28 protein-coding genes are annotated in these 25,036 nt (G+C 62.1%); 19 read left to right on the forward strand and 9 right to left on the reverse strand.

Going from position 1 to position 25,036, the window contains the following annotated elements; all coding sequences use genetic code 11:
- Positions 1-122 precede the first annotated feature (122 nt).
- The gene (locus BV911_RS06090) at positions 123-440 is read right to left on the reverse strand and encodes an antibiotic biosynthesis monooxygenase (RefSeq protein WP_086052708.1); all 318 of its coding nucleotides are present in this window, start codon (positions 438-440) and stop codon (positions 123-125) included.
- A 152-nt stretch (positions 441-592) separates the two neighbouring features.
- Here BV911_RS06090 and BV911_RS06095 point away from each other — a divergent pair, with 152 nt between their 5' ends.
- The 4 genes from BV911_RS06095 to BV911_RS06110 all read left to right on the forward strand — a co-directional run bounded on the left by BV911_RS06095 (position 593) and on the right by BV911_RS06110 (position 3,038).
- Positions 593-1,348 (forward strand): hypothetical protein, encoded by a 756-nt coding sequence (locus BV911_RS06095; protein WP_139840043.1) that lies wholly within the window; start codon positions 593-595, stop codon positions 1,346-1,348.
- A gap of 174 nt (positions 1,349-1,522) precedes the next feature.
- Positions 1,523-2,014, forward strand: a complete 492-nt coding sequence (locus tag BV911_RS06100) for a HugZ family protein (RefSeq protein WP_086052710.1) — start codon at positions 1,523-1,525, stop codon at positions 2,012-2,014.
- A 10-nt stretch (positions 2,015-2,024) separates the two neighbouring features.
- Complete coding sequence (locus tag BV911_RS06105; RefSeq protein WP_086052711.1) at positions 2,025-2,429, forward strand: hypothetical protein; 405 nt, start codon at positions 2,025-2,027, stop codon at positions 2,427-2,429.
- Between the two features lie 90 nt (positions 2,430-2,519).
- A complete protein-coding gene (locus BV911_RS06110) occupies positions 2,520-3,038 on the forward strand; it encodes a hypothetical protein (protein WP_086052712.1) in 519 nt (172 codons plus the stop codon).
- 68 nt (positions 3,039-3,106) lie between these two features.
- Here the strand turns inward: BV911_RS06110 and BV911_RS06115 are convergent, their stop codons facing one another.
- Entirely contained in the window at positions 3,107-4,690 is a 1,584-nt protein-coding gene (locus BV911_RS06115; protein WP_086052713.1) for a lysine--tRNA ligase, read from the reverse strand.
- Between the two features lie 126 nt (positions 4,691-4,816).
- Here BV911_RS06115 and BV911_RS06120 point away from each other — a divergent pair, with 126 nt between their 5' ends.
- The 3 genes from BV911_RS06120 to BV911_RS06130 all read left to right on the forward strand — a co-directional run bounded on the left by BV911_RS06120 (position 4,817) and on the right by BV911_RS06130 (position 8,106).
- Positions 4,817-5,239 carry a tellurite resistance TerB family protein gene (locus tag BV911_RS06120; protein WP_371587898.1) on the forward strand — a complete coding sequence of 141 codons (423 nt, stop codon included), beginning with the start codon at positions 4,817-4,819 and terminating at the stop codon, positions 5,237-5,239.
- 98 nt (positions 5,240-5,337) lie between these two features.
- Positions 5,338-6,222 carry an MBL fold metallo-hydrolase gene (locus BV911_RS06125; protein WP_086052715.1) on the forward strand — a complete coding sequence of 295 codons (885 nt, stop codon included), beginning with the start codon at positions 5,338-5,340 and terminating at the stop codon, positions 6,220-6,222.
- Positions 6,223-6,366: 144 nt separating this feature from the next.
- On the forward strand, positions 6,367-8,106 hold the full coding sequence (locus BV911_RS06130) for a SulP family inorganic anion transporter (protein ID WP_240512170.1): 1,740 nt from the start codon (positions 6,367-6,369) through the stop codon (positions 8,104-8,106).
- A 101-nt stretch (positions 8,107-8,207) separates the two neighbouring features.
- On the opposite strand, the gene BV911_RS06135 is transcribed toward BV911_RS06130, so the two are convergent.
- Positions 8,208-8,345 (reverse strand): entericidin A/B family lipoprotein, encoded by a 138-nt coding sequence (locus tag BV911_RS06135; protein ID WP_086052717.1) that lies wholly within the window; start codon positions 8,343-8,345, stop codon positions 8,208-8,210.
- Positions 8,346-8,852: 507 nt separating this feature from the next.
- On the opposite strand from BV911_RS06135, the gene BV911_RS06145 reads away from it, so the two are divergent.
- The gene (locus BV911_RS06145) at positions 8,853-9,608 is read left to right on the forward strand and encodes an NAD-dependent deacylase (RefSeq protein ID WP_240512162.1); all 756 of its coding nucleotides are present in this window, start codon (positions 8,853-8,855) and stop codon (positions 9,606-9,608) included.
- 62 nt (positions 9,609-9,670) lie between these two features.
- Here the strand turns inward: BV911_RS06145 and rpmB are convergent, their stop codons facing one another.
- Both rpmB and meaB read right to left on the reverse strand, forming a co-directional pair.
- The gene (gene rpmB, locus BV911_RS06150; protein ID WP_086052719.1) at positions 9,671-9,958 is read right to left on the reverse strand and encodes a 50S ribosomal protein L28; all 288 of its coding nucleotides are present in this window, start codon (positions 9,956-9,958) and stop codon (positions 9,671-9,673) included.
- A 101-nt stretch (positions 9,959-10,059) separates the two neighbouring features.
- The gene (gene meaB, locus BV911_RS06155; RefSeq protein WP_086052720.1) at positions 10,060-11,094 is read right to left on the reverse strand and encodes a methylmalonyl Co-A mutase-associated GTPase MeaB; all 1,035 of its coding nucleotides are present in this window, start codon (positions 11,092-11,094) and stop codon (positions 10,060-10,062) included.
- 115 nt (positions 11,095-11,209) lie between these two features.
- Here meaB and BV911_RS06160 point away from each other — a divergent pair, with 115 nt between their 5' ends.
- The 6 genes from BV911_RS06160 (at position 11,210) to argF (ending at position 18,792) form a co-directional block, all read left to right on the forward strand.
- Positions 11,210-11,941 carry a DUF3108 domain-containing protein gene (locus tag BV911_RS06160; protein WP_086052721.1) on the forward strand — a complete coding sequence of 244 codons (732 nt, stop codon included), beginning with the start codon at positions 11,210-11,212 and terminating at the stop codon, positions 11,939-11,941.
- A gap of 5 nt (positions 11,942-11,946) precedes the next feature.
- Positions 11,947-14,406 carry an ATP-dependent helicase HrpB gene (hrpB, locus tag BV911_RS06165; protein WP_086052722.1) on the forward strand — a complete coding sequence of 820 codons (2,460 nt, stop codon included), beginning with the start codon at positions 11,947-11,949 and terminating at the stop codon, positions 14,404-14,406.
- Between the two features lie 149 nt (positions 14,407-14,555).
- Entirely contained in the window at positions 14,556-15,968 is a 1,413-nt protein-coding gene (locus tag BV911_RS06170; protein ID WP_086052723.1) for an L-serine ammonia-lyase, read from the forward strand.
- Between the two features lie 228 nt (positions 15,969-16,196).
- Positions 16,197-17,381 (forward strand): aspartate aminotransferase family protein, encoded by a 1,185-nt coding sequence (locus BV911_RS06175; protein WP_086052724.1) that lies wholly within the window; start codon positions 16,197-16,199, stop codon positions 17,379-17,381.
- A complete protein-coding gene (locus BV911_RS06180; protein ID WP_168183997.1) occupies positions 17,368-17,862 on the forward strand; it encodes a GNAT family N-acetyltransferase in 495 nt (164 codons plus the stop codon). Before BV911_RS06175 ends, BV911_RS06180 begins: the two co-directional genes overlap by 14 nt.
- 6 nt (positions 17,863-17,868) lie before the next feature.
- Positions 17,869-18,792 (forward strand): ornithine carbamoyltransferase, encoded by a 924-nt coding sequence (argF, locus tag BV911_RS06185; RefSeq protein ID WP_086052726.1) that lies wholly within the window; start codon positions 17,869-17,871, stop codon positions 18,790-18,792.
- Positions 18,793-18,819: 27 nt separating this feature from the next.
- Here argF and BV911_RS06190 read toward each other — a convergent pair whose 3' ends face one another.
- A complete protein-coding gene (locus BV911_RS06190; protein ID WP_240512163.1) occupies positions 18,820-19,623 on the reverse strand; it encodes an ABC transporter permease in 804 nt (267 codons plus the stop codon).
- A gap of 169 nt (positions 19,624-19,792) precedes the next feature.
- Here BV911_RS06190 and BV911_RS06195 point away from each other — a divergent pair, with 169 nt between their 5' ends.
- Positions 19,793-20,383: a GcrA family cell cycle regulator gene (locus BV911_RS06195; protein ID WP_086052727.1), complete on the forward strand. Its 591-nt coding sequence runs from the start codon at positions 19,793-19,795 to the stop codon at positions 20,381-20,383.
- Positions 20,384-20,471: 88 nt separating this feature from the next.
- A complete protein-coding gene (gene rimO / locus BV911_RS06200; protein ID WP_086052728.1) occupies positions 20,472-21,860 on the forward strand; it encodes a 30S ribosomal protein S12 methylthiotransferase RimO in 1,389 nt (462 codons plus the stop codon).
- A gap of 97 nt (positions 21,861-21,957) precedes the next feature.
- Here the strand turns inward: rimO and BV911_RS06205 are convergent, their stop codons facing one another.
- Entirely contained in the window at positions 21,958-22,671 is a 714-nt protein-coding gene (locus tag BV911_RS06205) for a M48 family metalloprotease (protein ID WP_086052729.1), read from the reverse strand.
- A gap of 190 nt (positions 22,672-22,861) precedes the next feature.
- On the opposite strand from BV911_RS06205, the gene BV911_RS06210 reads away from it, so the two are divergent.
- Positions 22,862-23,107, forward strand: a complete 246-nt coding sequence (locus tag BV911_RS06210; protein WP_086052730.1) for a hypothetical protein — start codon at positions 22,862-22,864, stop codon at positions 23,105-23,107.
- A gap of 4 nt (positions 23,108-23,111) precedes the next feature.
- On the opposite strand, the gene BV911_RS06215 is transcribed toward BV911_RS06210, so the two are convergent.
- A complete protein-coding gene (locus BV911_RS06215; protein ID WP_086052731.1) occupies positions 23,112-23,357 on the reverse strand; it encodes a DUF167 domain-containing protein in 246 nt (81 codons plus the stop codon).
- 131 nt (positions 23,358-23,488) lie between these two features.
- On the opposite strand from BV911_RS06215, the gene BV911_RS06220 reads away from it, so the two are divergent.
- Positions 23,489-24,067, forward strand: a complete 579-nt coding sequence (locus BV911_RS06220; protein WP_086052732.1) for a nitroreductase — start codon at positions 23,489-23,491, stop codon at positions 24,065-24,067.
- Positions 24,052-24,765, forward strand: a complete 714-nt coding sequence (locus BV911_RS06225; protein ID WP_240512164.1) for an EI24 domain-containing protein — start codon at positions 24,052-24,054, stop codon at positions 24,763-24,765. The genes BV911_RS06220 and BV911_RS06225 overlap by 16 nt, the downstream gene beginning before the upstream one ends.
- On the opposite strand, the gene BV911_RS06230 is transcribed toward BV911_RS06225, so the two are convergent.
- Positions 24,719-25,012: a DUF1467 family protein gene (locus BV911_RS06230; RefSeq protein ID WP_086052733.1), complete on the reverse strand. Its 294-nt coding sequence runs from the start codon at positions 25,010-25,012 to the stop codon at positions 24,719-24,721. The genes BV911_RS06225 and BV911_RS06230 overlap by 47 nt on opposite strands.
- Between the last annotated feature and the right edge of the window lie 24 nt (positions 25,013-25,036).

Below are 25,036 nucleotides of genomic sequence, written 5' to 3' on the forward strand. Positions count from 1 at the left end.
ACCAAGCAGATCGCTGCGCGGCGAAGCCGCGCCCGGCCCAACGCGCGGCGTCCGACAGGGCGGCGCGGGGCGGGAGGGCCCGGTTTGCGCGGGCGGACGTGCAGACTTATGGGCGTTATTCCTCAGCCGATCTGGTGAATCACATCGTACATCACCGGCTCGAAACTGCGGCACAACGCATTGAGTTCCCGGTTGCGTTTGCGCATCTCGGTCGAGCGCAACATTGCTAAAAAATCCTCTCGTTGCTGCCACTGGCTGTAATTGGCAATCCGGGTCTGGGCGTCATTGACGTGCAGTCCAGCCGCAATGAAACCGGGCTGCTTCGAGATAAAGCTGTCATAGGCATCGCGCAGCGCGTCGAGCAAGTCCTGACAGGTCCCCGGGGTGACCTCGAACGTGGTGATGACGGTTTGACTGGCTGATGGGGATGTAATCTGCATGGCTCGTCCTCCTTACTCTGACTATCCTCATTGCCCTGCTGTCGGTAAAGCCCTGTCCGCACCGTGCCCTGCACTCTTCGCCTATGCCTGCACCGTGGTTAACGCCGTCTTAACCCCGGTCCAGATACCGCTGGTCCGGAAAGGAGGGCAGGATGCGGACCGCTCGGCTCTGCTCGATAGGACTGGGGGGCATGCTGTCGGGTGCCTTGTCGGCCTCGGCGGTGCTGGCCGGGGCTTGGCCGCGCGATCAAGGCGGCGTATTTGCCTCGCTGGCCTATGAGCTCACCACCCCCGAGGCCGCGATTCAGCCCGAAGCGCTGGCCTTGGACCCGACGCCGCCACTCTATAGCTACACCGCGCTCTATGCCGAATATGGGCTGCGCCCGTGGCTGACCGTCGGCCTTGATACCGGCCAGCAGGAGGGGCCGGACACGTGGTCCGGCGTGGTGTTCGTCCGGGTGCCGATCGGATCGCAGGACGGCCGCCATCGCTTTGCCGTTCAACTGGGGCTTGGTCAGCGCCGCTATGAACAAGAAGGGCCGTATTACGGCATTGAGACCATTGAAACGGAATGGATCGCGCGGCCGACGCTTGCATGGGGCATGGGCTTTGACAGCCCGTGGGGGCCAGCTTGGGCCGGGGCCGAGGCCAGCGTGGAATGGCGCGCCGACACCGCCGGTCAGCCGGTTAAACTGGACCTGACCACCGGCGTGACCATCAGTCCGCGTACGACGGTGTTGCTGCAATTGCAAACCGGCGATTACCCGGACAATCCACCCTATGCCAAGCTGCTGCCCGGGCTGGTGGTGCGACTGCTGCCATGGCTATCGCTGGAAAGCAGCGCCATCCTCAGTCTTGTTGGGGATGACAAACTGGGGGCCAGGACCGCGCTCTGGCTGGAGTTTTAAGCTGTCTGCCCTCGCCCGGATCAGACGCACGCGGCAGCATGGGACGGGTCAGTCGCGCGGGACGCCCACCGCCTGAGATTATGCCGAGTCTCCCGGTGCGGTTCGGAGAAATCCGGCACCGGCGCAAGGGTAAGCAGTGGTTGCATCGGCGCTGGCCGGCGCTAAGGTCCGCCCATGTCCAGCCCCTCTGTGATCCGCCCCACTGACGACGATGCCCGTGCGCTGGCCCAGCGGTTGATCGGCACGGCGCGATCCGGCGCGCTGGCCGTACTGGACCCCACCAGCGGCGTGCCGCAGGTGACACGGGTCGCCATGGGCACCACCCCAGAGGGTCAGCCTCTGACGCTGATCTCTGAGCTGTCCGCGCATACCGTCGCGCTGCGGGCCGATCTGCGCTGTTCCCTGCTGTTGGGCGAACCCGGCCCCCGCGGCGATCCGCTAACCCACCCGCGCCTTACCCTGACCTGCACCGCCTGTTTCGTGCCGCGAGACGATCCGGCGCACATCCGTCTGCGCGCGCACTACCTTGGCACCCATCCCAAGGCGCAGCTTTATATCGATTTCAGCGATTTTTCGTTTCTGCAATTCAGGGTGCATTCGGCAGCTCTCAATGGCGGATTCGGCAAGGCGTTTCACCTTGGCCCCGGGGATCTGGGCCTGACCTGAAGGCAAGACCATGCTTCTGACCGTGCTGCATTACTTGGGCTTTTCCGTCGCCATTGGCGGTGGCACAGCGGCCCTGATCCTTATGACCCGCGCCGGGCGCGATCCGGCAACAGCACCGTATCTGCGGGCCGCGATCCGCGTCATCGCGCAGGTTGGCATCGCCGCCATCGCGGTGCTGTGGCTCACCGGTCTGAGCCTCTGGCTTGGGCGCTATGGCGGCACGATGGCCCTTGGCGGAAGCTGGCACCTGAAGCTGGCCGGGGTGGTGACACTGACCGCGCTGGCCCTGCCTGCATTTGTCCGCATGCAGATGGGCCGCCCCCTACCCGCGCCTTGGGCCAAACGCGTATTGGTGGCACAACTGCTAGCCGCTGTCGCCACCGTCGCGGCGGCTGTGGCGACATTTGGGACCTAATCGCACGAGTGCGGGGGTCGCACGCCGTCCCCCCTGACGGATGCGCCTTTTGGTTGCCTCAAACAGCACGGTCGTCATAGCCTTCCAGCCATGACGACCGAAAACCACAAGAAACACGCCATCATCCTTGATGGACCGATCGGCGTTGGGAAAACCACCTTTGGCCGTCTGTTGGCGGATCGGCTTGCAGGCCAGTTTCTGGACGGCGACAGGTTTTCGGACCCGCACGGGCCTTGGTATGCTTCAAGCCTGTCAACAAACAGAGGCATATTCACTGCAAGCATGACCGCGTTTGACGCGACATCGACCGTGGTGATCGCCTATCCGATGCGCTGTCTCAATTGGATATTCTTGAGACGGCGCTTCCAAGCGGCACAGATCGAGACGCACTGTGTTGGCTTACAGGCATCGCTTGAGAACATCACCGGCCAAGACCGCAGCCGCCGCTTATCGGTGTCTGAGATCGCCCGCGCCCAACACATGATTGAACAGGGATACGGGGCCAGACCTTTCAACACGTTCAGCTTTCGCACCGACACAGGCGACATCACAACGGTTCTTGACGGGGCGGTCGCACGGCTTGGATCAGTGCTTGCCGATGGCCCATAGGGCCGGATCGGCACCATTCGCCCACGCGACGCCTGTCTTCCGGCGGGACCGGAAGACAGGGCCAGATGTCAGGCGGTGGCTGCGTCCCGGGTCAAGGCGGTCTCAATCAGAGCGATGGTTTCATCGACACCGTAAAGCGCGATAAAGCCGCCAAAGCGCGGGCCTTGGCTGGCCCCAAGCAGAACCTCATAGATCGCAGTGAACCACGTCCGCAGCGGTTCGAACCCGTGATCCTTGCCCACGGCAAAGACCAAAGATTGCAGCGCCTCAGCATCCGCCCCCCCGGTCCAGTCGCCCAAGCGGACGGCCAGATCGGACAGCGCAGCGCGCTCTGTTTCGGTCGGGGCGCGGTAGACTTTGCTGGGTTTTACAAAGTCATTGTAATACTGCACCGCAAAGCCCGCCGCCGCATCCAGACCGGGATGAGACTCTGGCGTCGCATCCGGTGCATAGCGCCCGATGAAGCCCCACAGCGCGTCCTTGTTTTCCGCCGACGCCACCGAGGCGAGGTTCAGCAGCATGGCAAAGGACACAACCATATCCGAGGCGGGCACGTTGTGGCCGTGGATGTGAAACACCGGGTTGGCCAGCTTTCCGGCGTCGTCTTGGTCGGGATAGGCGCGCAGTTGCTGGTGATACTCATCCACCGCCTTGGGAATGACATCGAAATGCATCCGCTTGGCAGTCTTCGGCTTTAGGAACATGAAATAGCTCAAGGATTCCGTCGACGCATAGGTCAGCCATTCGTCGATCGACAAGCCGTTTCCGGTGGATTTCGAGATTTTCTGACCGCTCTGATCCAGGAACAGCTCATAGGTAAAGTGTTCGGGCGCGCGACCCCCCAGAACCCGGCAAATCCCGTCATAGATCGGCGTATTGGCAGCGTGGTCCTTGCCATACATTTCAAAATCGACTCCAAGCGCCGCCCAGCGGGCACCGAAATCGGGCTTCCACTGCAGCTTGACGTTGCCTCCGGTGACCGGAACCGTCACGTCTTGACCGTCTTCGTCGGTGAAGGTCACGGTGCCGTTCGCCGCATTGACCTCTTTCATCGGAACATAAAGCACCCGGCCCGAAATCGGCGAGATCGGCAAGAAGCACGAATAGGTCTCGCGCCGTTCTTCCCGCAGGGATTTCAGCATGATCTTCATGATGTCGTCGTACTTGTCGACGGCACGCAGAAGAATCTCGTCCATTTTGCCCGATTTGTAATAGTCGGTCGCGCTGGCAAAATCGTACTGGAAGCCAAACGTATCGAGGAACCGGCGCAACATGGCATTGTTATGCTCGCCAAAACTTGGATGGGTGCCGAAGGGATCCGGCACGGCGGTCAGGGGACGCTGCAAATGCTCGCGCAGCATTTCGGGATTGGGCACGTTCTCGGGAATTTTGCGCATCCCGTCCATGTCATCCGAAAAGCACAGCAGTTTGGTCGGAATATCGCTGATGATCTCAAAGGCGCGGCGGATCATGGTTGTGCGCGACACTTCGCCAAAGGTGCCAAGATGCGGCAGACCCGAGGGGCCATAGCCGGTCTCGAACAGGACATAGCCCTTTTCCGGCGGCGCTTTTTCATAGCGTTTGAGCACCCGGCGCGCTTCCTCAAAGGGCCAGGCTTTCGAGGCTAGGGCGGCGGTGCGCAGGTCGGTCATGGGTCTATTCCGGTCGGTTGGGGCCGAGGCCCATTGCCTCGGCGTGCCGTCTCCCTATTGTTGCCGGCATCGCGCGTCAATATTCTGTGCGACAAATGACCCCGACCGCCCATGAAGGAAGCCGCCGTGCCCCAAGACCTGCCCCAGCTCAGCCCACAGGATGCCCTGGTGGCCATCATGATCGCCGTTTCCGCCTCGGACGAACATATCCGGACTTCGGAACTTGTGAAAATCCAGTCCACTGTCAATCATTTGCCGATCTTTTCCGATTACGTGCTCGAGCGGCTGCACAAGATCAGCGAGTTGGTGTTCGAACTGTTCGAGGAAGAAGATGGGCTGGACGCCCTGTTCGGACTGATCCGCGAAGGGCTGCCGCCGCATTTGAACGAAACCGCCTATGCGATGGCCTGCGATGTGGCCGCTGCGGACGGATTTCTGGGCGAGGAAGAACTGCGCTTGTTGGAAGAAATCCGCTATGAACTGGACGTCGATCGCTTGCATGCCGCTGCGATCGAACGCGGTGCGCGCGCCCGGCACATGGTGGTCTGATCCATCCGAAAGGCCACGGATCGCGCCGGCAAACCCTACGGATAAGCGTTATTCTTGGCGCAAATGATGCCGCATTCCTCACGACACCGGAGTCCCCCATGCCCCCTTTTCCTATCCATATGGACGTCACACCCGAGGTCGAAGCCTTCTTTGACGGCGCAACCAACACCATCAGCTATGTGGTGCGGGATCCGGCATCTTCTGCCTGTGCGGTAATCGATTCCGTCATGGACATCGACTATGCCGCCGGTCGGATCACCTATGATCATGCCGATGCGATGATCGCCTACATTCGCGCTCAGAATCTGACGCTGGACTGGATCATCGAAACCCATGTTCATGCCGATCACCTGTCCGCAGCCCCTTATATTCAGGCGGCTCTTGGCGGAAAGATTGGCACCGGTGACAAAATTATGGTCGTCCAGGATACGTTCGGAAAGATTTTCAACGAAGGCACCGAGTTCGAGCGCGACGGCAGTCAGTTCGATGCCTTGTTTTCTGATGGCGACACCTATCAGATCGGCAACATGGAAGCGGTCGCCTTGGCCACACCCGGCCACACCCCGGCCTGCATGGTGCATGTGATCGGCAATGCCGCCTTCGTCGGCGACACCCTGTTCATGCCCGACGGCGGGTCAGCCCGGGCCGATTTCCCCGGCGGCGATGCCGGGACGCTGTATGACAGTATTCAAAAAGTGCTGGCCCTGCCCGATGCGATGCGTCTGTTCATGTGCCATGATTACGGCCCCAACGGGCGCGACATTCAGTGGGAAACCACCGTGAGCGAAGAGAAAGCCCATAATATTCATGTGGGTGGCGGCAAGACCAAGGCGGATTTCGTCAAGTTCCGTACCGAGCGCGATGCAACCTTGGCCATGCCGCGCCTGATCATCCCGTCGCTTCAGGTCAACATGCGCGCGGGCGAGATACCGACAGACGACAACGGGAATCCGATGCTGAAGGTGCCGATCAATTCATTGTAATCCGGCCCGATCACCACGCTGTGGCGGCGCAGGCGCGAAACGTGTCCGCAGGGCGACACAACCACCTGAAGGTTCGTCTGTGCGGCGTGACACGCCCCAAACGGGCCTTTTCAACGTTCTCATCCGGATACTGACTCTTTGACCCTGAAATCGCTTCGCCGCTACGTTCCGATCCTGCAATGGGGCCGTCAGTATGACCGCCACACCTTGTCCGGCGATCTGATGGCGGCGATCATCGTTACGATCATGCTGATCCCACAATCCCTGGCCTATGCGTTACTGGCCGGGCTGCCGCCCGAGGCGGGGCTTTATGCCTCGATCGCGCCGATCGTGCTTTATGCGATCTTCGGGACCAGCCGCGCCTTGGCGGTGGGGCCAGTCGCCGTGATTTCTCTGATGACAGCAGCCGCGCTTGGCACGATCGCGGATCAGGGCAGTATGGGCTATGCGGTGGCCGCTCTAACGCTGGCCGGTCTATCCGGGGCGATTTTGCTGGTGATGGGCCTGTTGAAGTTGGGATTTCTGGCCAATTTCCTGTCCCACCCGGTGATTGCAGGGTTTATCACGGCCAGCGGAATTCTGATCGCTGTCAGTCAGTTGAAGCACATTCTGGGAATCCCGGCATCGGGCAGCACCTTGCCAGAAATGACTCTATCGTTGTTGCAAAATCTGCCCTCAACGAACGTCGCTACGTTGTTGATCGGGCTGTCTGCGACGGCCTTTCTATTTTGGGTGCGCAAGGGCTTACGGCCGCTTCTAGGGCGGCTCGGTCTGGGGCCACGCGCGGCAGATATGGCGACCAAGGCCGGGCCGGTCATGGCAGTGGTGGGGACCACGGCGTTGGTCTGGGCGCTGGGGCTGGAGGCAGACGGCGTTCGGGTTGTCGGGGCAATCCCACAAGGCTTACCGCCGCTGACACTGCCCTCGTTCTCGCCCGACCTGATCCGGCTGCTGCTCCTACCGGCATTTCTGATCTCGGTCATCGGCTTTGTCGAATCGATCTCGGTCGCGCAGACCCTTGCCGCGAAGAAACGCCAGCGGATCGACCCTGATCAAGAACTGATTGGCTTGGGCGCGGCCAATATCGCAGCGGCCTTTACCGGCGGGTACCCGGTGACGGGCGGCTTTTCCCGCTCGGTGGTGAATTTCGACGCAGGCGCCGAAACCCCCGCCGCTGGGGCGTTCACCGCCGTGGGCTTGGGCATCGCTGCCCTTGTTCTGACCCCCTTGATCTATTTCCTGCCCACCGCAACTTTGGCCGCGACGATCATCGTGGCGGTGCTGTCGCTGGTCGACTTCTCGATCCTGCCGCGCAGTTGGGCCTATGCGAAGTCCGATTTCCTTGCCGTTGCGACGACCATGCTGCTGACGCTGGGACTGGGCGTGGAAACCGGGGTCACCGCAGGGGTTCTGGTGTCAATCCTGTTGCATCTTCACAAGACCTCGCGCCCCCATATCGCAGAGGTCGGGCTGGTGCCGGGAACCCAACATTTCCGCAACATCTTGCGCCATTCGGTTCTGACCGACCCTGCGGTCCTGACCCTAAGGATCGACGAAAGCCTGTATTTCGCCAATGCCCGCTATCTTGAGGACTACCTGTCGGACCGTGTCGCATCGGACTGCCCGATCCGGGATGTTGTGCTGATGTGTTCGGCGGTGAATGCGATTGATCTCAGCGCACTGGAAAGCCTTGAGGCGATCAATCACCGCTTAAAAGAAATGAACGTGCGTCTGCATCTGTCCGAGGTCAAGGGTCCGGTCTCGGACCGCCTGAAAACGTCGCACTTTTTGGAGGACCTGACAGGCCGCGTGTTCTTGTCTCAATATGACGCCCTGTGCCACCTATCACCCGAACTGTCCGGCACCGACCCAACCGCCATTTAGGGCGGAGGGCGGAGGGCATAAGGCACAAGCACCAGATACGCAAAGACCCCGCCCGAAAATGCGGACGGGGTCTGGAGGCCCGCGGGGGGAAACGGCCTCCGTTACATGTCCGACTGCACCTCGTTCGATGTATCAGTGATCGAATCACCGGCATTCTGGACGTCTTCACCAAAACCTCCCACGGTCTCGCAGGCGGTCAGAGTTAGCAGCACAAGCGCGGTTGCAAAGAAGCGTGTCATGCGGGTCTCCTATTTGTTTCAGTTGCCACCCAACGCCACTGGGGCCGTCTGGTTCCCACCCCGCCAAAATCGGAATCCGGCGGGCAGTCTGCCCCCGATTGTCTTCGCAATTGCCGATTCAACGAAAATTTGCCATATTTAAGGTGCAATCACCGTAGAGTGAGAAGAGGCAGAGCATGAAACCCAGACATATCCTATTGATTGCAGGAGCTATTCTTGCATTCCCGATCCTTACGGCAGGGGCCGTCCATGCGGGGAAAATTGAAAACGCATGCGTCGATTCGGGACGCAGAGGCGCCACCAGATCGGTGTGCACCTGCATTCAAAGCGTCGCGAACCGGACACTGACCAACCGGGACCAACGGATCGCCGCGTCTTTCTTTAAGGACCCACACCGTGCCCAAGAGGTCCGGCAATCGGATCGCAGCACCGACGAAAGCTTCTGGAAGCGCTACAAGGCCTTTGGCTCAGTGGCATCGCAATCCTGCGGCTAAACGGACGATTCGGGTGGAGGCGCGGCTGAGACCGACCACACGTGGCCCTGCCGCCCCCCACACTGTGATCCTGACCGGTGCCGGCCTGTCCGCCGAAAGCGGGCTCGGCACCTTTCGCGATGCGCAAGGTCTGTGGTCACGATACAATCTGGACGATGTGGCAACGCCCGAAGGTTTTGCCCGCGATCCGGCGCTTGTGCACGCCTTTTACAACGCGCGCCGTGCCCAATGCCTGACCGCACAGCCGAACCCGGCCCATCTGGCCTTAGCGCGGCTGGAATCGGCTTGGGGGGACAGGCTGCTTATTGTCACCCAGAACGTCGATGATTTGCACGAGCGGGCTGGAAGCCTGCGGGTCCTGCATATGCACGGGCGTCTGAACGAAGCGTTCTGCAATCAGTGCGGCGACCATTGGCCTGCCCCCGTCGAAATGGCCGCATCCGATCGCTGCCCGACTTGCCGGGCGCAAGCCACCCGCCCCGCTGTGGTTTGGTTCGGTGAGACGCCCCTGCATCTGGATCAAATCGCCAGCGCGATCTCGGGCTGCCAGCACTTTGTCGCCATCGGCACATCCGGGCAGGTCTATCCGGCCGCAGCATTCGTGCAAGAGGCTGCGGCGGCCGGCGCGACCACGCTGGAACTGAATCTTGATCGCTCGGACATCACGCCATATTTCGACGATGTACGGCGCGGCCCCGCAAGCACCTTGGTGCCCTCATGGGTCGATGAGGTTCTTGGCGGGTCACCTGCACATGGCGATTCGCCATGAAAAAGCCCCGCACAATGGCGGGGCGATTCATCGTCCTTCAGGGAAAACGATCGAAAGGTCGATCAGGCCGGAACCTGAGCCTTTTCGATGTTTTTCTTGATCTTCAGAGCGTCAGCCGACAGTTCGGTCTCTTTTGCTTTAGCAAGAAAAGAGTCCAGACCGCCACGGTGATCAACGCTGCGCAATGCTGCGTTCGAGATCCGGAGCTTGAATGTCTGACCAAGCGTGTCCGAAATCAGCGAGACGACCTGCAGGTTGGGCAGGAACCGCCGACGGGTTCTGTTTTTGGCATGGCTGACATTGTTGCCAACCATCGGGCCTTTTCCGGTAAGTTCGCAGCGGCGTGCCATGTGATCTTCCTCAGGTTCGGGCGGAAAAGGGCGATCCCCTGTCTGCCGGTTCAATACAAAGGGACGCCGCATGTGCAGCGCCCAGAATTCGTTGGGCGGAGTTACGGGGTTTGATGGGAGTCGTCAAGTATTGAATCGTCGCCACGAAGCCAAGTCAACATCTGCTCGGCCGCCAGCGCGGGCGTTTGCGCCCCCGATGCGACCGTCTCTCCAAGCTGCGCCATCTGGGCGCGCGCGGCGGCATCATCAGTCAATCGCGCCAAGATACCCTGCCGCACCTCTTCTTCGAACCAGTGCCGCGCCTGTGCATCGCGCCGCTTCTGCCAATGGCCCTGCGCACGACGCCAAGCCGCAAGCGCCTGAATTTGCGACCACGCCGACTGTAAGCCGCTGTTTTCGATCGCAGACACCATCATCGCCTTGGGAAAGTCATCCGGGTCCTGCGGTCTGCGCCGCAACAACCGCAGGGCCCCTGCGTAATCGGCACAGGTGCGCGTGGCGGCCGCTTTCAGATCGCCATCGGCTTTGTTGACAAGAATCAGATCAGCGATCTCCATGATGCCGCGCTTGACGCCTTGCAGCTCATCGCCGCCAGCCGGGGCCATCAGCAGCAGAAAAATATCTGCCATTTCAGCGACCACGGTTTCAGATTGACCGACCCCGACGGTTTCAATCAACACGACATCAAACCCCGCCGCTTCGCACAGGCTGACGGATTCGCGGGTTCGGCGGGCAACGCCGCCCAGATGGGTCTGACTGGGCGAAGGCCGAATATAGGCCAGCGGATCCCGCGACAGGCGTTCCATCCGGGTTTTATCGCCGAGGATGGACCCGCCCGACCGTGCCGAACTGGGATCGACAGCCAACACCGCCACTTTCAAACCCTGCCCGGTCAGCTGCAAACCAAATGATTCGATGAAAGTCGACTTGCCCACACCGGGGGTGCCGGACAAACCGATTCGCAGCGCTTGGCGGTTCGACGCCCGCAATTGTTCCAACAACAGGTTGGCCGCGATCCGATGATCCTTGCGCCGGCTTTCAATCAGGGTGATTGCGCGGGCAATGGCCCGCCGTTCACCGGCCAGAACACCGGGGGCAAGATCCGAGACAAGAGTGCTGGGCTCACCGGGCGTCATCGGGCCTCCGGAGGGAACAGGGCAGCAAGGCTGCACGTTGCGTGGTTGACGTTGTCTTGCCCGGTCTCCCAGACTATGTCCAGAGAGACACCAATTCATTTATAGGGGATGCCCCATGTTCCACAGCCGGACGATCATGGCCTTGGTTGCAGCCTTGCTGGCAAGCGCGCTATCTACGCCGGTTGCCGCGCAGGAGCAGGAAAAGGGCACTTTTGACATCAGCGTGCTTGGCATTCGGGTCGGCGTCCTTGCCTTTGAAGCCACCACCCAGGGCGATCAGTACGAGGCCCGCGGCTCCGCCAAGGCGACCGGATTGATGGCAGCGCTTTTCGACGGTGGCGCAGATGTCGTGGCAACAGGCCGCGAGACCGGAGGCACCTTGAAGCCTTCGACGTTCAAGGAAGTGACCAACTCAAAAAAAGGCCGCGTCGAGCGTGCCTTTCACTATCGCAATGGCATTCCAGAAATCACCCGGACACCGGCCCGCAGCAAGCCTCAGAAATATGCGGCCCCAGCCGCGGAGCAAGCTGGAACAGTCGATCCGATGACCGCCGCCTATATGATATTGCGCAACCAATCGGCTCAGGACGTTTGCAAAATGAACGTCGAACTGTTTGACGGCAATCGTCGCAGCCGTCTGACGATGTCATCCAAAAGCGGCAGTGGCGACGAGATCACTTGCACCGGAACCTATCGCAGGATTGCCGGATTCAGCCCCAAGGAAATGGCCGAACGGTCGTCGTGGCCGGTCAGCATGAACTATGAGCGGATGGGCAAGGACCAGTATGCGCTGTCTTCGGCCGAATTCTCCACCGATTTCGGCACTGCGCGCCTGTCGCGCCGGTAACAGATTTGCCAGTCTCTGACCTGCCGATCGAGGGATGCCTGCCCGATCTGATCGCTGCACTTCAGGCCCAAGGCCGCGCGGTTCTGCAAGCCCCCCCCGGCGCTGGCAAGACCACCCGGGTGCCGCTGGCCTTGCTTGAAGCCGGAATTGTGCAGGGCCGCATTCTGATGCTGGAACCCCGACGTCTGGCGACCCGCGCCAGCGCCGAACGGATGGCCCATACCCTTGGCGAAGACGTCGGCCAAACGGTTGGCTACCGGATGCGCGGCGAGGCCAAAGTCTCCGACGCGACCCGGATTGAAGTGGTCACCGAAGGCATTCTGACCCGCCGCCTTCAGGGCGACCCCGGCCTTGACGGTGTCGGCCTCGTAATCTTCGACGAATTTCACGAACGCTCACTGCAAGCAGATTTGGGTCTGGCCCTGACATGGGAGGTGCGCAACGCTCTGCGCGACGATCTAAAACTTCTGGTGATGTCGGCAACGCTGGATGCCGCGCCGGTGGCCGCGCTGCTGGACGATGCGCCGATGGTGACCTCAGAAGGGCGCAGCTTCCTTGTGGAGACCCGGTGGCTGGACCGGCCGTTGGACCGAATGGCCCGCCTAGAGGCGGCCACCGCAGATCTGGTCCGACAAGCCGTTGCCGAAACCGAAGGCGGCGTTCTGGTCTTTTTGCCCGGCGAGGGTGAAATCCGCCGCGTGGCCAGCGCGCTAGAGGGGCGATTGCCCGATACTTGCGTCGTCCAACCGTTGTTCGGGGCGATGGATGCGGCGGCCCAACGCGCCGCCATTGCCCCGGCCCGGGTCGGGCGCAAGCTGGTGCTGGCGACGGCGATCGCCGAAACCTCTTTAACAATTGAAGATATCCGCGTTGTGGTCGACGCTGGACGGGCGCGGCGGGCGCGTTTTGATCCCGGGTCGGGCATGTCGCGGTTGGTGACCGAACGCGTGACCCGGGCCGAGGCCGAGCAGCGGCGCGGCCGGGCTGGACGGGTCGCCCCGGGGATCTGTTACCGTCTCTGGACCAAGGGCGAAGAAGGCGCGATGGCTGGATTTGCCCCAGCCGAGATCGAAGCCGCCGACCTGACCGGACTGGCGCTGGATTTGGCGCTTTGGGGGGCGCGTGCGGCGGAATTGGCATTTCTGTCCCCGCCCCCCGAGGCGGCCCTGTCCGAAGCGCAGGCGCTGCTGCAACAGCTTGGCGCCCTTGGCCCGACCGGCCAGATCACCGCCCATGGCAAGGTCTTGGCAACGACGCCGCTGCACCCCCGGCTGGCACATATGCTGGCCACGGCAGGCCCCGCCGCGGCCGATCTGGCGGCCCTTCTGTCAGACCGCGACCCGCTGCGCGGCGCCGCGTCCGATCTGACCTTGCGGCTGGAGGCTTTGTCCAATCCTGGCCGCGCAGGTGCCGGGCGCGGCCCGACCGTCAACCGGGCGGCGCTGGAACGAATTCGCAGCGAGGCCCGGCGCTTGCGGCGTTTGCCCGGCCAAGGAACTGCCCCATTGGACCCGGCCGAAATGGCGGCGCTGGCCTATCCCGACCGCATCGGCCTGCGCCGGGCTGGCGAGGCCCCACGTTGGGTGCTCAGCGGCGGCAAAGGCGCCACTATGGATCCGAGCGATCCACTGGCCGGCACTCGGCTTCTGGTCGCCACAGATTTGGATGGCGATCCGCGCGACGCCCGGATTCGGCAGGCCTTGCCGCTGAGCGAAAGCGCGCTGCGCGCCCTGTTTCCCGACCAAATTCACACCGTCGAAAGCTGTGTCTGGTCGCGCCGGGACCGCCGGGTCGCCGCCCGGGTGCAAGAGCGGTTCGGCGCACTGGCCCTCAGCGATCAGAACTGGCGTGACGTGCCGCCAGAGCGCCGCGCGGCGGCAGCCCTGGCCGGCTTGCGCGATCTGGGCCTAGGGGCGTTGAAACCGGTCCCGGCCTTTGCCCTGCTGCGGGCCCGTTTGGCTTTGGCCCGGGACGCCCTGCCGGATTTGCCCGATCCCTCGGACGCGGCATTGCTGGCCGAAGCGGAAGACTGGCTGCTGCTCTATCTGCACCAGATCCGCACAGAGGCCGATCTGAAGGCGCTGGATCCCACCCCGGCCCTGCTGGCGCGGCTCAGTTGGGACGAGGTGCAGGCACTGGACCGGATGGCGCCGCCGCATTTCAAAACCCCGCTGGGCCGGCAAGTGGCGATTGACTATAGCGGCGACGCCCCCGAGATCGCGCTGCGATTGCAAGAAATGTTCGGGGTCACCCAGCACCCCAATGTGGCGGGACATCCGTTGCGGGTCACCTTGCTTTCGCCCGCCGGACGCCCGGTTCAGACGACGACGGATCTGCCCGGGTTTTGGACCGGCAGCTATGACGACGTGCGCAAAGACATGCGCGCGCGCTATCCGCGCCACCCTTGGCCAGAGGACCCGACCCAAGCAGACCCGACCCTTCGCGCCAAGCCGCGGGCGCGATAGCCGGCGATGGTGGCCTCCCGCCCGCCTCGATCTGCGATCTGCGGCAGTTGGGCCGGGCACGCGGCTTGCGCCGCGTGTGGACCCCGGATCGACCGTCATCGCCAAATTTTGCATTGCACTTTGAGCGGCGCGCACCGCAAGGTAGGATCATGTTTCTAAGTGTCTTTGATCTCTTCAAGGTCGGCATCGGCCCGTCGTCGTCCCACACCATGGGGCCCATGACAGCGGCCGCGCTGTTTCTGGAGGATCTGCGGGGCGGCGCAGAAAAAATCCCCGGCGCCGGCAATCTGGCGCGGCTCAGCGCATCGCTGCACGGCAGTCTGGCCTTTACTGGCAAGGGCCACGCCACCGACCGGGCTGTGATCCTCGGGCTCTGCGGCCTAGAGCCCGCGACCCTTGATCCGGACGCGGCCGAAACCCTGGAGGCTGAGGTCCGTCGCACCGGTCGGATACACCCCACGGGCTTGGGCGATCTGGCCTTCGACCCGGAAACCGATCTGGTGTTTGATTATGGCCCCGCCCTGCCCGGTCATGCCAACGGACTGATCCTGCGAGCCTTTGATCAGGCCGGCAACCCCTACATGACCCAAACCTATTACTCGATCGGCGGCGGCTTCGTGATCACCGACACGGAACTTCAGCGCCGGGACAGCGGCAAAAATGACCTTGGCGCCGCCAAGGCCGCACTGGGCCTGCCATATCCGTTCGGGTCGGCCACTGATATGCTGGCGATGGGCCGCGCATCCGGTCTGAGCATCGCGGCAATGAAGCGTGCCAATGAAGAGGCCTATCGCCTTGCCCCGCCCCTTGATGCCGACCTTGACGCCCTGTGGGAGGTGATGTCGGCGGTCATCGACCGGGGCCTGCAAACCGAGGGTATCCTGCCCGGAGGACTGAACGTCCGCCGCCGCGCTAAGGCCATCCATGACCAGTTGCAATCAGAGGCCGGGCGCAATCAGGCCCAGCCCCATGTCGTCAACGATTGGCTGTCGGTTTATGCCATGGCGGTCAACGAAGAGAACGCGGCGGGCGGGCGGGTCGTCACCTCGCCCACCAATGGCGCTGCGGGCGTCGTGCCGTCGGTGATCCGCTATTACCGGGACCATTGCCTTGGCGCGAATCAATCCGGCATCCGCGACTTTCTGCTGGTGGCGGCAGCCATCGGCGGGTTGATCAAACACCGGGCCTCAATCTCGGGGGCGGAAGTCGGCTGTCAGGGCGAGGTCGGGTCTGCGTCTTCAATGGCGGCGGCAGGCCTTTGCGCGGCACTTGGCGGCACCAATGCACAGATCGAGAACGCGGCCGAGATTGCACTGGAGCATCATCTGGGCATGACCTGCGACCCCGCCGCCGGATTGGTGCAGGTGCCCTGCATTGAACGCAACGCCTTGGGCGCAATCAAAGCGGTTTCGGCGGCATCCCTTGCCTTACGCGGCGATGGCAGTCATTTCATGCCGCTGGACAACTGTATCGAAACCATGCGCCAGACCGGACGTGACATGAACGAGAAATACAAAGAGACCTCGCAAGGCGGCTTGGCTGTCAATCTGCCGGGGTGCTGACACATCCAACCTGCCGCTTTGCCCCTTTCCGAATATCTCGAAGGCTGTTAAAAGTTCCGCCATGGAAACTCGGACCTCATCGCGACGCCGACGCGTCTAAGCCTGAGCCCGCCCCGTTAGGGTGCAGGCCGTCCTGTCCTGCGTTCTGATTTCCATATCCCTACCCCCCAATATTGACTTGCCCCCGTGTCTGCGGCACCAAAGGGCTTCTGTTCAAGGATTTTCCAGATGATCCCGTCTGTTCTGCCGACCTATAACCGCGCACCATTGTCTTTCGTAAAGGGCGAAGGCAGCTGGCTGATTGAGGCCGATGGCCGCCGCTTTCTGGATCTTTGTGCCGGGATCGCCGTCACGGCGCTTGGCCATGCCCACCCGGCGCTGGTCAAGGCCCTGACCGATCAGGCGGGCGCGCTGTGGCATGTTTCCAATCTTTACACGATTCCGCAGCAGCAGGCGCTGGCGGATGCCTTGGTCGGCGCGACCTTCGCCGATACCGTGTTCTTCACCAATTCCGGCACCGAGGCCTGTGAGCTGGCGGTCAAGATGGCGCGGAAATACTGGTTCGAAAAGGGCCAGCCCGAGCGGACCGAGATCATCGCTTTTGACGGCTCGTTCCATGGCCGGTCCTCGGCTGGGATCGCGGCCGCGGGCACCCCGAAGATGATCGGCGGCTTTGGCCCCGTCCTGCCCGGCTTCACGCATTTGCCGTTTGGCGATCATGACGCGGTCCGGGCGGCCATCACCGACAAAACCGCCGCGATTTTGATTGAGCCGATTCAGGGTGAGGGCGGCATCCGGCCCCTGTCGGATGGCTGCCTGAAAGGCCTGCGTGACCTGTGCGACGCCACCGGCACCCTGCTGATCCTCGACGAGGTACAATGCGGCATGGGACGGACCGGCAAGCTGTTTGCCCATGAATGGGCCGGGATCGAGCCGGACATCCTGATGGTCGCCAAGGGCATTGGCGGCGGCTTCCCACTGGGGGCGGTTCTGGCCACTGAAAATGCCGCATCGGGGATGACCGCCGGAACCCACGGCTCGACCTATGGCGGCAATCCTCTGGCTTGCGCCATCGGATTGGAAGTGATGCGCCATGTCTCGGACCCGGCGTTCTTGGCCGAGGTCAATCGCAAGTCTGCGGTGCTGCGCCAGAAGCTGGACGGGTTGGTCGCGGACCACCCCGAGGTTTTTGACAGTGTGCGCGGCACGGGTTTGATGCTGGGGCTGCGCTGTAAGCCGTCCGTCGTTGACGTGGTCAAGGCCGGATATGACGCCTTGGTCCTGACCGTTCCGGCGGCGGACAATGTGTTGCGGCTGCTGCCGGCGTTGACCATCTCGGACGATGAGATTGACGCCGCCATCACCCGCCTTGATCAAGCCGCAACCGCGATTGCGGCCCATGTCCCGGCCTGAGTACACATTTCTGCCCGTCACCCGGGCAGATATTCCACGGCTGCGGCACTGGTTGTCCGGCGCCCATATCGGTGGCTGGTGGGGCGACCCCGAGACCGAGATCGCCCTGATCGGTGCCGACATGGACAGTGGACAGGCCGATATGCGCATCGTTTGGCACGAGGGCACCCCCTTCGCCTTCGTGCAGGACTATCCGGCGCATCATTGGCCTGCCCCGCACTACGCCGATCTGCCGAAAGCGGCCCGCGCCCTGGACACGTTTCTGGGCGACCCTGACTTTCTGGGACAGGGCCATGCCAGCGGCTATTTGCGCAGCCGGGCTCAGGCGCTGTTAGACCGGGGTGCGCCCTGTGTCTGCGTTGACCCCGACCCGACCAACCTCCGTGCGATTGCGGCCTATGAAAAGGCCGGATTCGACGGTTCCGAAATCCGCGATTGCGACGACGGTGACAAGGTCCGCGTCATGATTTTCAAAGGCTGAAACACGATGCATTTTCTCGATATCAACAAGACCGACCCCACCGATCTCCGTGCGATGATTGATCAGGCACGCGCCATGAAGGTCGCCCGTCAGGGCCAATCCAAGGGCATGGTCGATGCCGATCAGCCGCTGGCGGGAAAAATGGTGGCCTTGGTCTTTGAAAAGCCCTCGACCCGGACCCGGGTGTCCTTTGACGTGGGCATCCGCCAGATGGGCGGCCAATCCATCGTGCTGTCCGGCACCGAGATGCAGTTGGGCCATGGCGAAACCATTGCCGACACGGCCCGGGTGCTGTCACGCTATGTCGATCTGATCATGATCCGGACGTTTGAGGAATCGACCCTGCTGGAATTGGCCGACCATGCCAGCGTGCCAGTCATCAACGGTCTCACCAATCGAACCCACCCCTGCCAGATCATGGCTGATATCCTGACATATGAGGAACATCGCGGACCGATCGCCGGCAAGAAAGTGGTCTGGACTGGCGATGGCAACAATGTCTGCGCCTCATTCCTGCATGCGGCTGGGCAGTTCGGCTTTGATCTGACGTTTACCGGCCCACCGACCCTTGACCCCGATCCCGTCTTCGTCGCCGAAGCCCGGGCGAAAGGTGCCACCATCGAGATTGAGCGCGACGCCGCCAAGGCCGTGGCCGGTGCCGATCTGGTTGTGACCGACACTTGGGTGTCGATGCACGATCCGCAATCCACCCGCGAACGGCGGCACAACCAGTTGCGGCCCTACCGGGTCGATGCCGCCCTCATGGCCCATGCCGCGCCCGATGCGCTGTTCATGCATTGCCTGCCCGCCCATCGGGAAGAGGAAGTGACCAGCCAAGTCATGGACGGCCCGCAATCGGTGATCTTCGACGAGGCCGAAAACCGCCTTCATGCGCAAAAGGCAATCCTGCGCTGGTGTCTCGGGGTCTGACGACCCCGAAACCCATCTCCGCCCCGATTAGGCCTTTAGCCGGTATCCGGATTTGAACCAGCGCCAGCACATCGTCATGACCGCACCGGTCGTGGCGAGACACACCAGCAATCCCAACCACGGGGAACTGTCGGACACGCCCAACACCCCGAAGCGCACCCCGTCGATCAGATAGAAGATCGGGTTGGCGTGGGTGAGGGTGCGAATCACTGGCGGCAGCGCATCAATCGAATAAAAGGTGCCGGACAGGAAGCTGAGCGGCGTAATGATGAAATTACTAATCGCGGACATTTGGTCAAACTTGTTGGCAAAAATCGCCGCGATAATGCCAAGCGAGCCCAGCATGGTGCTGCCCAAGATCACATAGATCAACAGCCACAAAGGATGCGCCACGCCGGTGCCAAGAAACAAAACGCTGCCCAGCAATATGACGCCGCCGACCACCAGCCCGCGCCCGACCCCTCCCGCCAGATAGCCCAGCAATAGCTCTAGGGGCGACAGCGGCGGCATCAGCGTGTCCACGATGCTGCCTTGCACCTTGGCGACCATAATCGCCGAAGAAGTATTGGCAAAAGCGTTTTGAATCACGGTCATCATCAACAGGCCGGGGGCCAGAAACTCGATGAACGGAACCCCCATGACATCCCCGCGGCTGGGACCGATCGCCAGATTGAACACCGCCAGAAACAACCCGGCCGTAATCAGCGGCGCCGCCAGCGTCTGCGACCAGACCGCCATAAACCGGCGCACTTCGCGTGCTGCCAAGGTCCACATCCCCAACCAGTTGACGCGTCCAAAGCGCCGCACGCCCATGTCCTGGGTGCTTGCCATTGTGCCATTCCTTTTCAAACTGCCCCAAAGCGCAAACGCGTCTGCGCGAGGATAAACCACTGCGCATCTTGTATCCGCCCGAGGGGTGATTAGAATAGGGCTTCACGAATTTTCATGCTGTGGACGCCTGTTTCCCGGGTTGCCCTGCCCCAGATATCGAAAGTGCCCCATGTCCTGGACCGATGAGCGCGTCGAGACCCTCAAGAAAATGTGGGGGGACGGCCAAAGTGCCAGCCAGATCGCCAAGGAATTGGGTGGCGTAACCCGCAATGCCGTGATCGGCAAGGTCCACCGTCTGGGCCTGTCCAATCGTGTCGCTGGCACGCCGCCGGTCAAGGCCGCCGTCGAACCGGTGATGCCGAAACCTGCGGCTCCAAAATCCCCGGTACAGGAAACTGTTCCGGCACCAGAAGAAAAACCCATGCAAGAAACCAAATCTGAACCCGCCGCCGCCGCGCCCCGTGCGCCAATCCCTACCCGCAAGGCCATCATCCCGGCAGGTCAACCTCTGCCGCCGCAGCCCTCAGCCAATGAAATCAGCCCCGAGGCCCTGGCCTCGCAGCGCGAAGTTGAAAAAAAGGCCAAGCGTCTGACGTTGATGGAACTGACCGAACGGACCTGCAAATGGCCCATCGGCGATCCGGCCACACCAGATTTCTGGTTCTGCGGCCTGCCATCGGAACAGGGCAAACCCTATTGCGAAGCGCATGTTGGCGTCGCCTTCCAGCCAATGAGTTCGCGCCGCGATCGTCGCCGGTAATGGGCCAACGCCCCACCACGATTTGAAGCAAGGGCCGCGCAAGCGGCCTTTTGCATTCCCAAACACCCTCTGCATCGAGTAACCGCCCATGTCCGCCAACCCTCCCAGCCTGCGCCCGGACCTTGCCCCAGCGCCCCGGATGCCCGAGGCCGCCCGCCCCGGCCAGCCGACCATTGGCATGGTCAGCCTTGGCTGCCCCAAAGCCTTGGTGGATAGTGAACGCATTCTGACACGCCTGCGCGCCGAAGGTTATGCGATCTCGGCCGACTACGCCGGTGCCGAAGCGGTGATCGTGAACACCTGTGGCTTTCTGGACAGCGCCAAGGCCGAAAGCCTAGAGGCCATTGGCGAGGCCTTGCAGGAAAACGGCCGGGTGATCGTCACAGGATGTCTGGGGGCAGAGCCGGATTACATCACCGGCGCGCACCCCAAGGTTCTGGCCGTGACCGGCCCGCATCAATACGAACAGGTTCTGGACGCGGTTCACAAGGCGGTGCCGCCGTCGCCCGATCCCTTTATTGACCTGCTTCCCGCCAGCGGCGTCAGCCTGACCCCGCGCCATTACAGCTATTTGAAGATATCCGAAGGCTGCAATCACGCCTGCAAATTCTGCATCATCCCGGATATGCGCGGCAAACTGGTGTCTCGTCCCGCCAATGCGGTGCTGCGCGAAGCCGAGCGTCTGGTCGATGCTGGCGTCAAGGAATTGCTGGTCATCAGCCAAGACACCTCGGCCTATGGTGTCGATCTGCGCCATGCCGCCAGCCCTTGGAAAGATGGTGAAACCCGGGCGCACATCACCGATCTGGCCCGCGATCTGGGCAGTTTGGGCGCATGGGTGCGGCTGCACTATGTCTATCCCTACCCGCATGTGCGCAACCTGATCCCGCTGATGGCCGAAGGTCTGGTGCTGCCCTATCTCGACATTCCGTTCCAACATGCCCACCCGGATGTTCTGCGCCGGATGGCCCGCCCCGCCGCCGCCGCCCGGACCTTGGATGAGATCGCGGCGTGGCGCGGCGATTGCCCCGACATCACCCTGCGCTCGACCTTTATCGTCGGGTATCCCGGTGAAACCGAGGCCGAATTTCAAACCCTACTGGATTGGCTGGACGAGGCACAACTGGACCGGGTGGGCTGTTTTCAGTATGAAAACGTCGCCGGCGCCCGGGCCAATGCCCTGCCCGATCACGTGGCCGATGAAGTCAAACAGGACCGCTGGAACCGGTTCATGGAAAAATCGCAAGCGATCTCTGAGGCAAAGCTGGCGGCCAAGATCGGGACCTTGCAGCAGGTTCTGGTCGATGAGATCGATGCCGATGGCGCGACCTGCCGCACCAAGGCCGATGCCCCCGAAATCGACGGCAATCTGTTCATCGACAGCGGCTTTGAAGGTCTGAAACCCGGCGATCTGGTCACCGTCGAGGTGGACGAGGCCAGCGAATACGACCTTTGGGGCAAATTGGTTTCAGCCTGACCGGACCGGCCATCACGATGCCGCCAGATCACCAGCCGCGCTGCGTGATTGGCGGCATCGAAATTGACAGATGGTCGCCTATGGCCCGTTTGGGGCCTCAGCCTAGGGTTGCCGCGGTTTTCTGAACTACCTTGATCCGATCGGCATTCGGCGGGTGCGATCCAAGGAACTGATCACCGGGGTCGGGGCTGCGTGCGAAATACAGCACACCAACCGTTGGATCATAGCCCGCACCATAGGCGATCAGCGTTCCCAGCGAATCCGCCTCAAGTTCGTAGTTCTTTGAAAATGTCCGCGATCCGACCTGCGCGCCGATCTGCTGCGCCGACTCGATGGCTTGCACGTTGCCGCCCCCGGCAGCCACGATCATTCCGGCCAGAACCGCCCCGGCAAGGGCTGTGTCCTGCGTCTTGGGAATGTGGCCCTCAATATGGTGCGACGCCTCGTGCCCTAACACAAAGGCGACCTCATCGGCGTTTTGCAACTCACCCAACAGCGCCTTGGTGACGATCAAAAGCGGACGACCATTGGCGTCGAGGGTCTGATAAGCATTCGCGGGCGCGTTGGCGCTGGTATCCAGCACGATTTTGAAATCGCAGTTCCGGACGGTTCCGGCCCGGCGACACACTTCTTCAGCCACTGGTTCGACCCGGTTCCGGACCGTGACGAATGTGGCCTCTGACACGCCATAGGATGCCCCAGAGGATGGGGCTTGCGGGCGCGGTTGGCTCTGTTGGGGGGAAGTGCCGGTCGAGACGGCACAACCAGAAACCGTCGCGGTCAGGACGAGGATCAGGGAAAGGCGGCGCATGGACTACTCTTTGCTGTTTGGCCCCAGATTAAGGCGCTCTGATCAGTATGGCGACACGAATTATCACGAGTCCAAGGCCGGCGCCAGTCACGGGCGGCTCGCAGACGCGACCATGGTTGAGTTCCGGCTGGCCTGCGCCTCAGGAGTATTCTAGCCTGAGCCTGTCAGTCAGCCGCGAAGGACAGCGCCAATGTTTACCATTGAACATGATTTCGACGCGACAGTCATCACTTTGGTCGATGACAGTGCCGCCCCGATGTCCGAGGATATCACGGTTCAGGCCTTTGAGGATTGTGTGACGGTCGAACAGTTCGATCCGCGGCGGGATGCTGTGATCCGAATCTCATTCACCCTTGCCCAAGTGCGGGACTTGGCAGCCGCGCTTGACCTGCCAGAGGGCGTCTACCGGGTGATCAACACGACCCCGAAAGCCTGACCCATCAAAGCACGCGAAACATCTTGTCCCGGCTCTTGGTCCCGCGCACCAGTGCAAGGCGGGTCTTTGGCAAACCCAGATGCTTGGCCAACAGCTTTCGGACGGCCTCGGTTGCTTTCCCATCTTCGGGCACCGTGGTCACATAAACCCGAAGACCGTCACCCTCAGCCTCCACCCGATTGCGCGAGGCTTTCGGGGTGACGCGCACGGCAATCTCGGTTCCCACGGCGGGCGGGGCGGTGTCGGTCATGATAAATCTCTGCAATCCAAGCCAGAATAATTATGGTTTGACGCATCGCCACGCATGGAACAACCCCCTCGGCCCTTGTCACCGGCGCGGGCATAACCGACATCAGGACCAGACCCTATTCGGAGACCGCCATGCTTGCCCCCAATCCAGACGCACTGACATTCTTGCAGACCCGGCGCTCGCGACCGGCCAAGACCCTGACAGGCCCCTATCCAAGCCGGGCCGATTTGATCCCCCTGCTTACCGCCGCCGCACGTACCCCCGATCACGGCAAACTAGAGCCGTGGCGCTTTATCGTGCTGACCGGCGATGCCCTGACCCGTCTAGCCACGATCGCGCGACAGCGCGGCGACGAGCTGGGCTTGGACCCCGAACCTATCGCCAAAATGGAAGATCAGTTTCTGCGCTCGGGCTGCGCGGTGGCGGTGATCGAAATTCAGCGCGACTCAGAGAAGATTCCCGCGCTGGAGCAGACCTATTCCGCCGGAGCCGTCTGCCTGTCCTTGCTGAATGCCGGCCTCGCGTCGGGATGGGGGGCCAACTGGCTGTCTGGCTGGGCCGCCCATGATCGCGTTTTCATGGAACAAGGCTTGGCACTTGCGCCCCATGAACGGATCGCCGGCTTCGTGCATTTCGGCACCGAGACCGCGGCGCCGCCCGAACGCCCCCGCCCAGATATCGACACCATCACCACATGGCTCGACACCTGATGCTGGGCGATTTTACCAAAGCCGTGGCGCAGATGGGCGATCCCCGGTTTCGCCGGGTGCTGTTTTTAGGCCTTGGCCTGACAGTCGGGCTGTTGCTGGCCGCCAGCTTGGGCACAAGCTGGGTGGTCGGCGCCCTGTTTCCCGATGTCATCACCCTGCCATTTTTCGGCGATGTGACAGTGTTTCAGTCCATCGCATCCGGCCTGTCGCTGGTGGCCGTGCTGGGCCTGTCGGTGTTCCTGATGGTGCCGGTGGCGTCGGCCTTCACCGGGCTGTTTCTGGATGAGGTCGCAGACGCGGTGGAGGCGCGCCACTATCCCGGCCTGCCAGCGGCCCGAACGGTCTCAATCGCGACGTCGATTGCGGACAGCCTGAAATTTCTTGGGGTGATCCTCGTCGCCAACGTGGCGGCTTTGGTGCTGTATCTGCTGTTCCCGCCATTCGCGCCACTGATCTTCTGGGGGCTGAACGGCTTCCTGCTGGGCCGGGAATATTTTCAGATGGTCGCGCTGCGCCGCCTGCCCGCGCCCGACGCGCGCCGACTGGCACGCAAACATATGCCGCAAATCTGGCTGGCGGGGTGCCTTTTGGCGATCCCGCTTACCATTCCGCTGGTCAATCTATTGATCCCGATCTTGGGCGCGGCCAGTTTCACTCACCTGTTTCAACGGCTGAAACCGGCGGCATCCGCCCCATAACATCGAAGTCTCGGACCGTGATCGCACCCGAGATGATGACCCCAGCGATCACGATCCAAAGACCGATGGCCCAAAGGGTGGTGATTTTGGCCTTGCGCTTGATCTGCGGATTGACCGGGGCCGAGGCATGGGTGCCGGGCACGATCTGGCCCACGTCCCCCTGCGTGGTCATGCGCAACGGCAGAACCACGAAAAACACCATGGACCAGATCACTGCGAACAGGACGAAACCAGACGAGATAGACATAAGCGGAGTTCCTTTCGAAGCGCG

The organism is Pseudoruegeria sp. SK021, assembly GCF_002119405.1.
Lineage (GTDB): Bacteria > Pseudomonadota > Alphaproteobacteria > Rhodobacterales > Rhodobacteraceae > Meridianimarinicoccus.

Excerpts from the sequence above, each read along its gene's own strand:
- BV911_RS06090 (WP_086052708.1), bottom strand. The coding sequence starts at position 440 with ATGCAGATTACATCCCCATCAGCCAGTCAAACCGTCATCACCACGTTC.
- BV911_RS06095 (WP_139840043.1), top strand. The coding sequence starts at position 593 with ATGCGGACCGCTCGGCTCTGCTCGATAGGACTGGGGGGCATGCTGTCG.
- BV911_RS06100 (WP_086052710.1), top strand. The coding sequence starts at position 1,523 with ATGTCCAGCCCCTCTGTGATCCGCCCCACTGACGACGATGCCCGTGCG.
- BV911_RS06105 (WP_086052711.1), top strand. The coding sequence starts at position 2,025 with ATGCTTCTGACCGTGCTGCATTACTTGGGCTTTTCCGTCGCCATTGGC.
- BV911_RS06110 (WP_086052712.1), top strand. The coding sequence starts at position 2,520 with ATGACGACCGAAAACCACAAGAAACACGCCATCATCCTTGATGGACCG.
- BV911_RS06115 (WP_086052713.1), bottom strand. The coding sequence starts at position 4,690 with ATGACCGACCTGCGCACCGCCGCCCTAGCCTCGAAAGCCTGGCCCTTT.
- BV911_RS06125 (WP_086052715.1), top strand. The coding sequence starts at position 5,338 with ATGCCCCCTTTTCCTATCCATATGGACGTCACACCCGAGGTCGAAGCC.
- BV911_RS06135 (WP_086052717.1), bottom strand. The coding sequence starts at position 8,345 with ATGACACGCTTCTTTGCAACCGCGCTTGTGCTGCTAACTCTGACCGCC.
- rpmB (WP_086052719.1), bottom strand. The coding sequence starts at position 9,958 with ATGGCACGCCGCTGCGAACTTACCGGAAAAGGCCCGATGGTTGGCAAC.
- meaB (WP_086052720.1), bottom strand. The coding sequence starts at position 11,094 with ATGACGCCCGGTGAGCCCAGCACTCTTGTCTCGGATCTTGCCCCCGGT.
- BV911_RS06160 (WP_086052721.1), top strand. The coding sequence starts at position 11,210 with ATGTTCCACAGCCGGACGATCATGGCCTTGGTTGCAGCCTTGCTGGCA.
- BV911_RS06170 (WP_086052723.1), top strand. The coding sequence starts at position 14,556 with ATGTTTCTAAGTGTCTTTGATCTCTTCAAGGTCGGCATCGGCCCGTCG.
- BV911_RS06175 (WP_086052724.1), top strand. The coding sequence starts at position 16,197 with ATGATCCCGTCTGTTCTGCCGACCTATAACCGCGCACCATTGTCTTTC.
- BV911_RS06180 (WP_168183997.1), top strand. The coding sequence starts at position 17,368 with ATGTCCCGGCCTGAGTACACATTTCTGCCCGTCACCCGGGCAGATATT.
- argF (WP_086052726.1), top strand. The coding sequence starts at position 17,869 with ATGCATTTTCTCGATATCAACAAGACCGACCCCACCGATCTCCGTGCG.
- BV911_RS06190 (WP_240512163.1), bottom strand. The coding sequence starts at position 19,623 with ATGGCAAGCACCCAGGACATGGGCGTGCGGCGCTTTGGACGCGTCAAC.
- BV911_RS06195 (WP_086052727.1), top strand. The coding sequence starts at position 19,793 with ATGTCCTGGACCGATGAGCGCGTCGAGACCCTCAAGAAAATGTGGGGG.
- rimO (WP_086052728.1), top strand. The coding sequence starts at position 20,472 with ATGTCCGCCAACCCTCCCAGCCTGCGCCCGGACCTTGCCCCAGCGCCC.
- BV911_RS06205 (WP_086052729.1), bottom strand. The coding sequence starts at position 22,671 with ATGCGCCGCCTTTCCCTGATCCTCGTCCTGACCGCGACGGTTTCTGGT.
- BV911_RS06210 (WP_086052730.1), top strand. The coding sequence starts at position 22,862 with ATGTTTACCATTGAACATGATTTCGACGCGACAGTCATCACTTTGGTC.
- BV911_RS06215 (WP_086052731.1), bottom strand. The coding sequence starts at position 23,357 with ATGACCGACACCGCCCCGCCCGCCGTGGGAACCGAGATTGCCGTGCGC.
- BV911_RS06220 (WP_086052732.1), top strand. The coding sequence starts at position 23,489 with ATGCTTGCCCCCAATCCAGACGCACTGACATTCTTGCAGACCCGGCGC.
- BV911_RS06225 (WP_240512164.1), top strand. The coding sequence starts at position 24,052 with ATGGCTCGACACCTGATGCTGGGCGATTTTACCAAAGCCGTGGCGCAG.
- BV911_RS06230 (WP_086052733.1), bottom strand. The coding sequence starts at position 25,012 with ATGTCTATCTCGTCTGGTTTCGTCCTGTTCGCAGTGATCTGGTCCATG.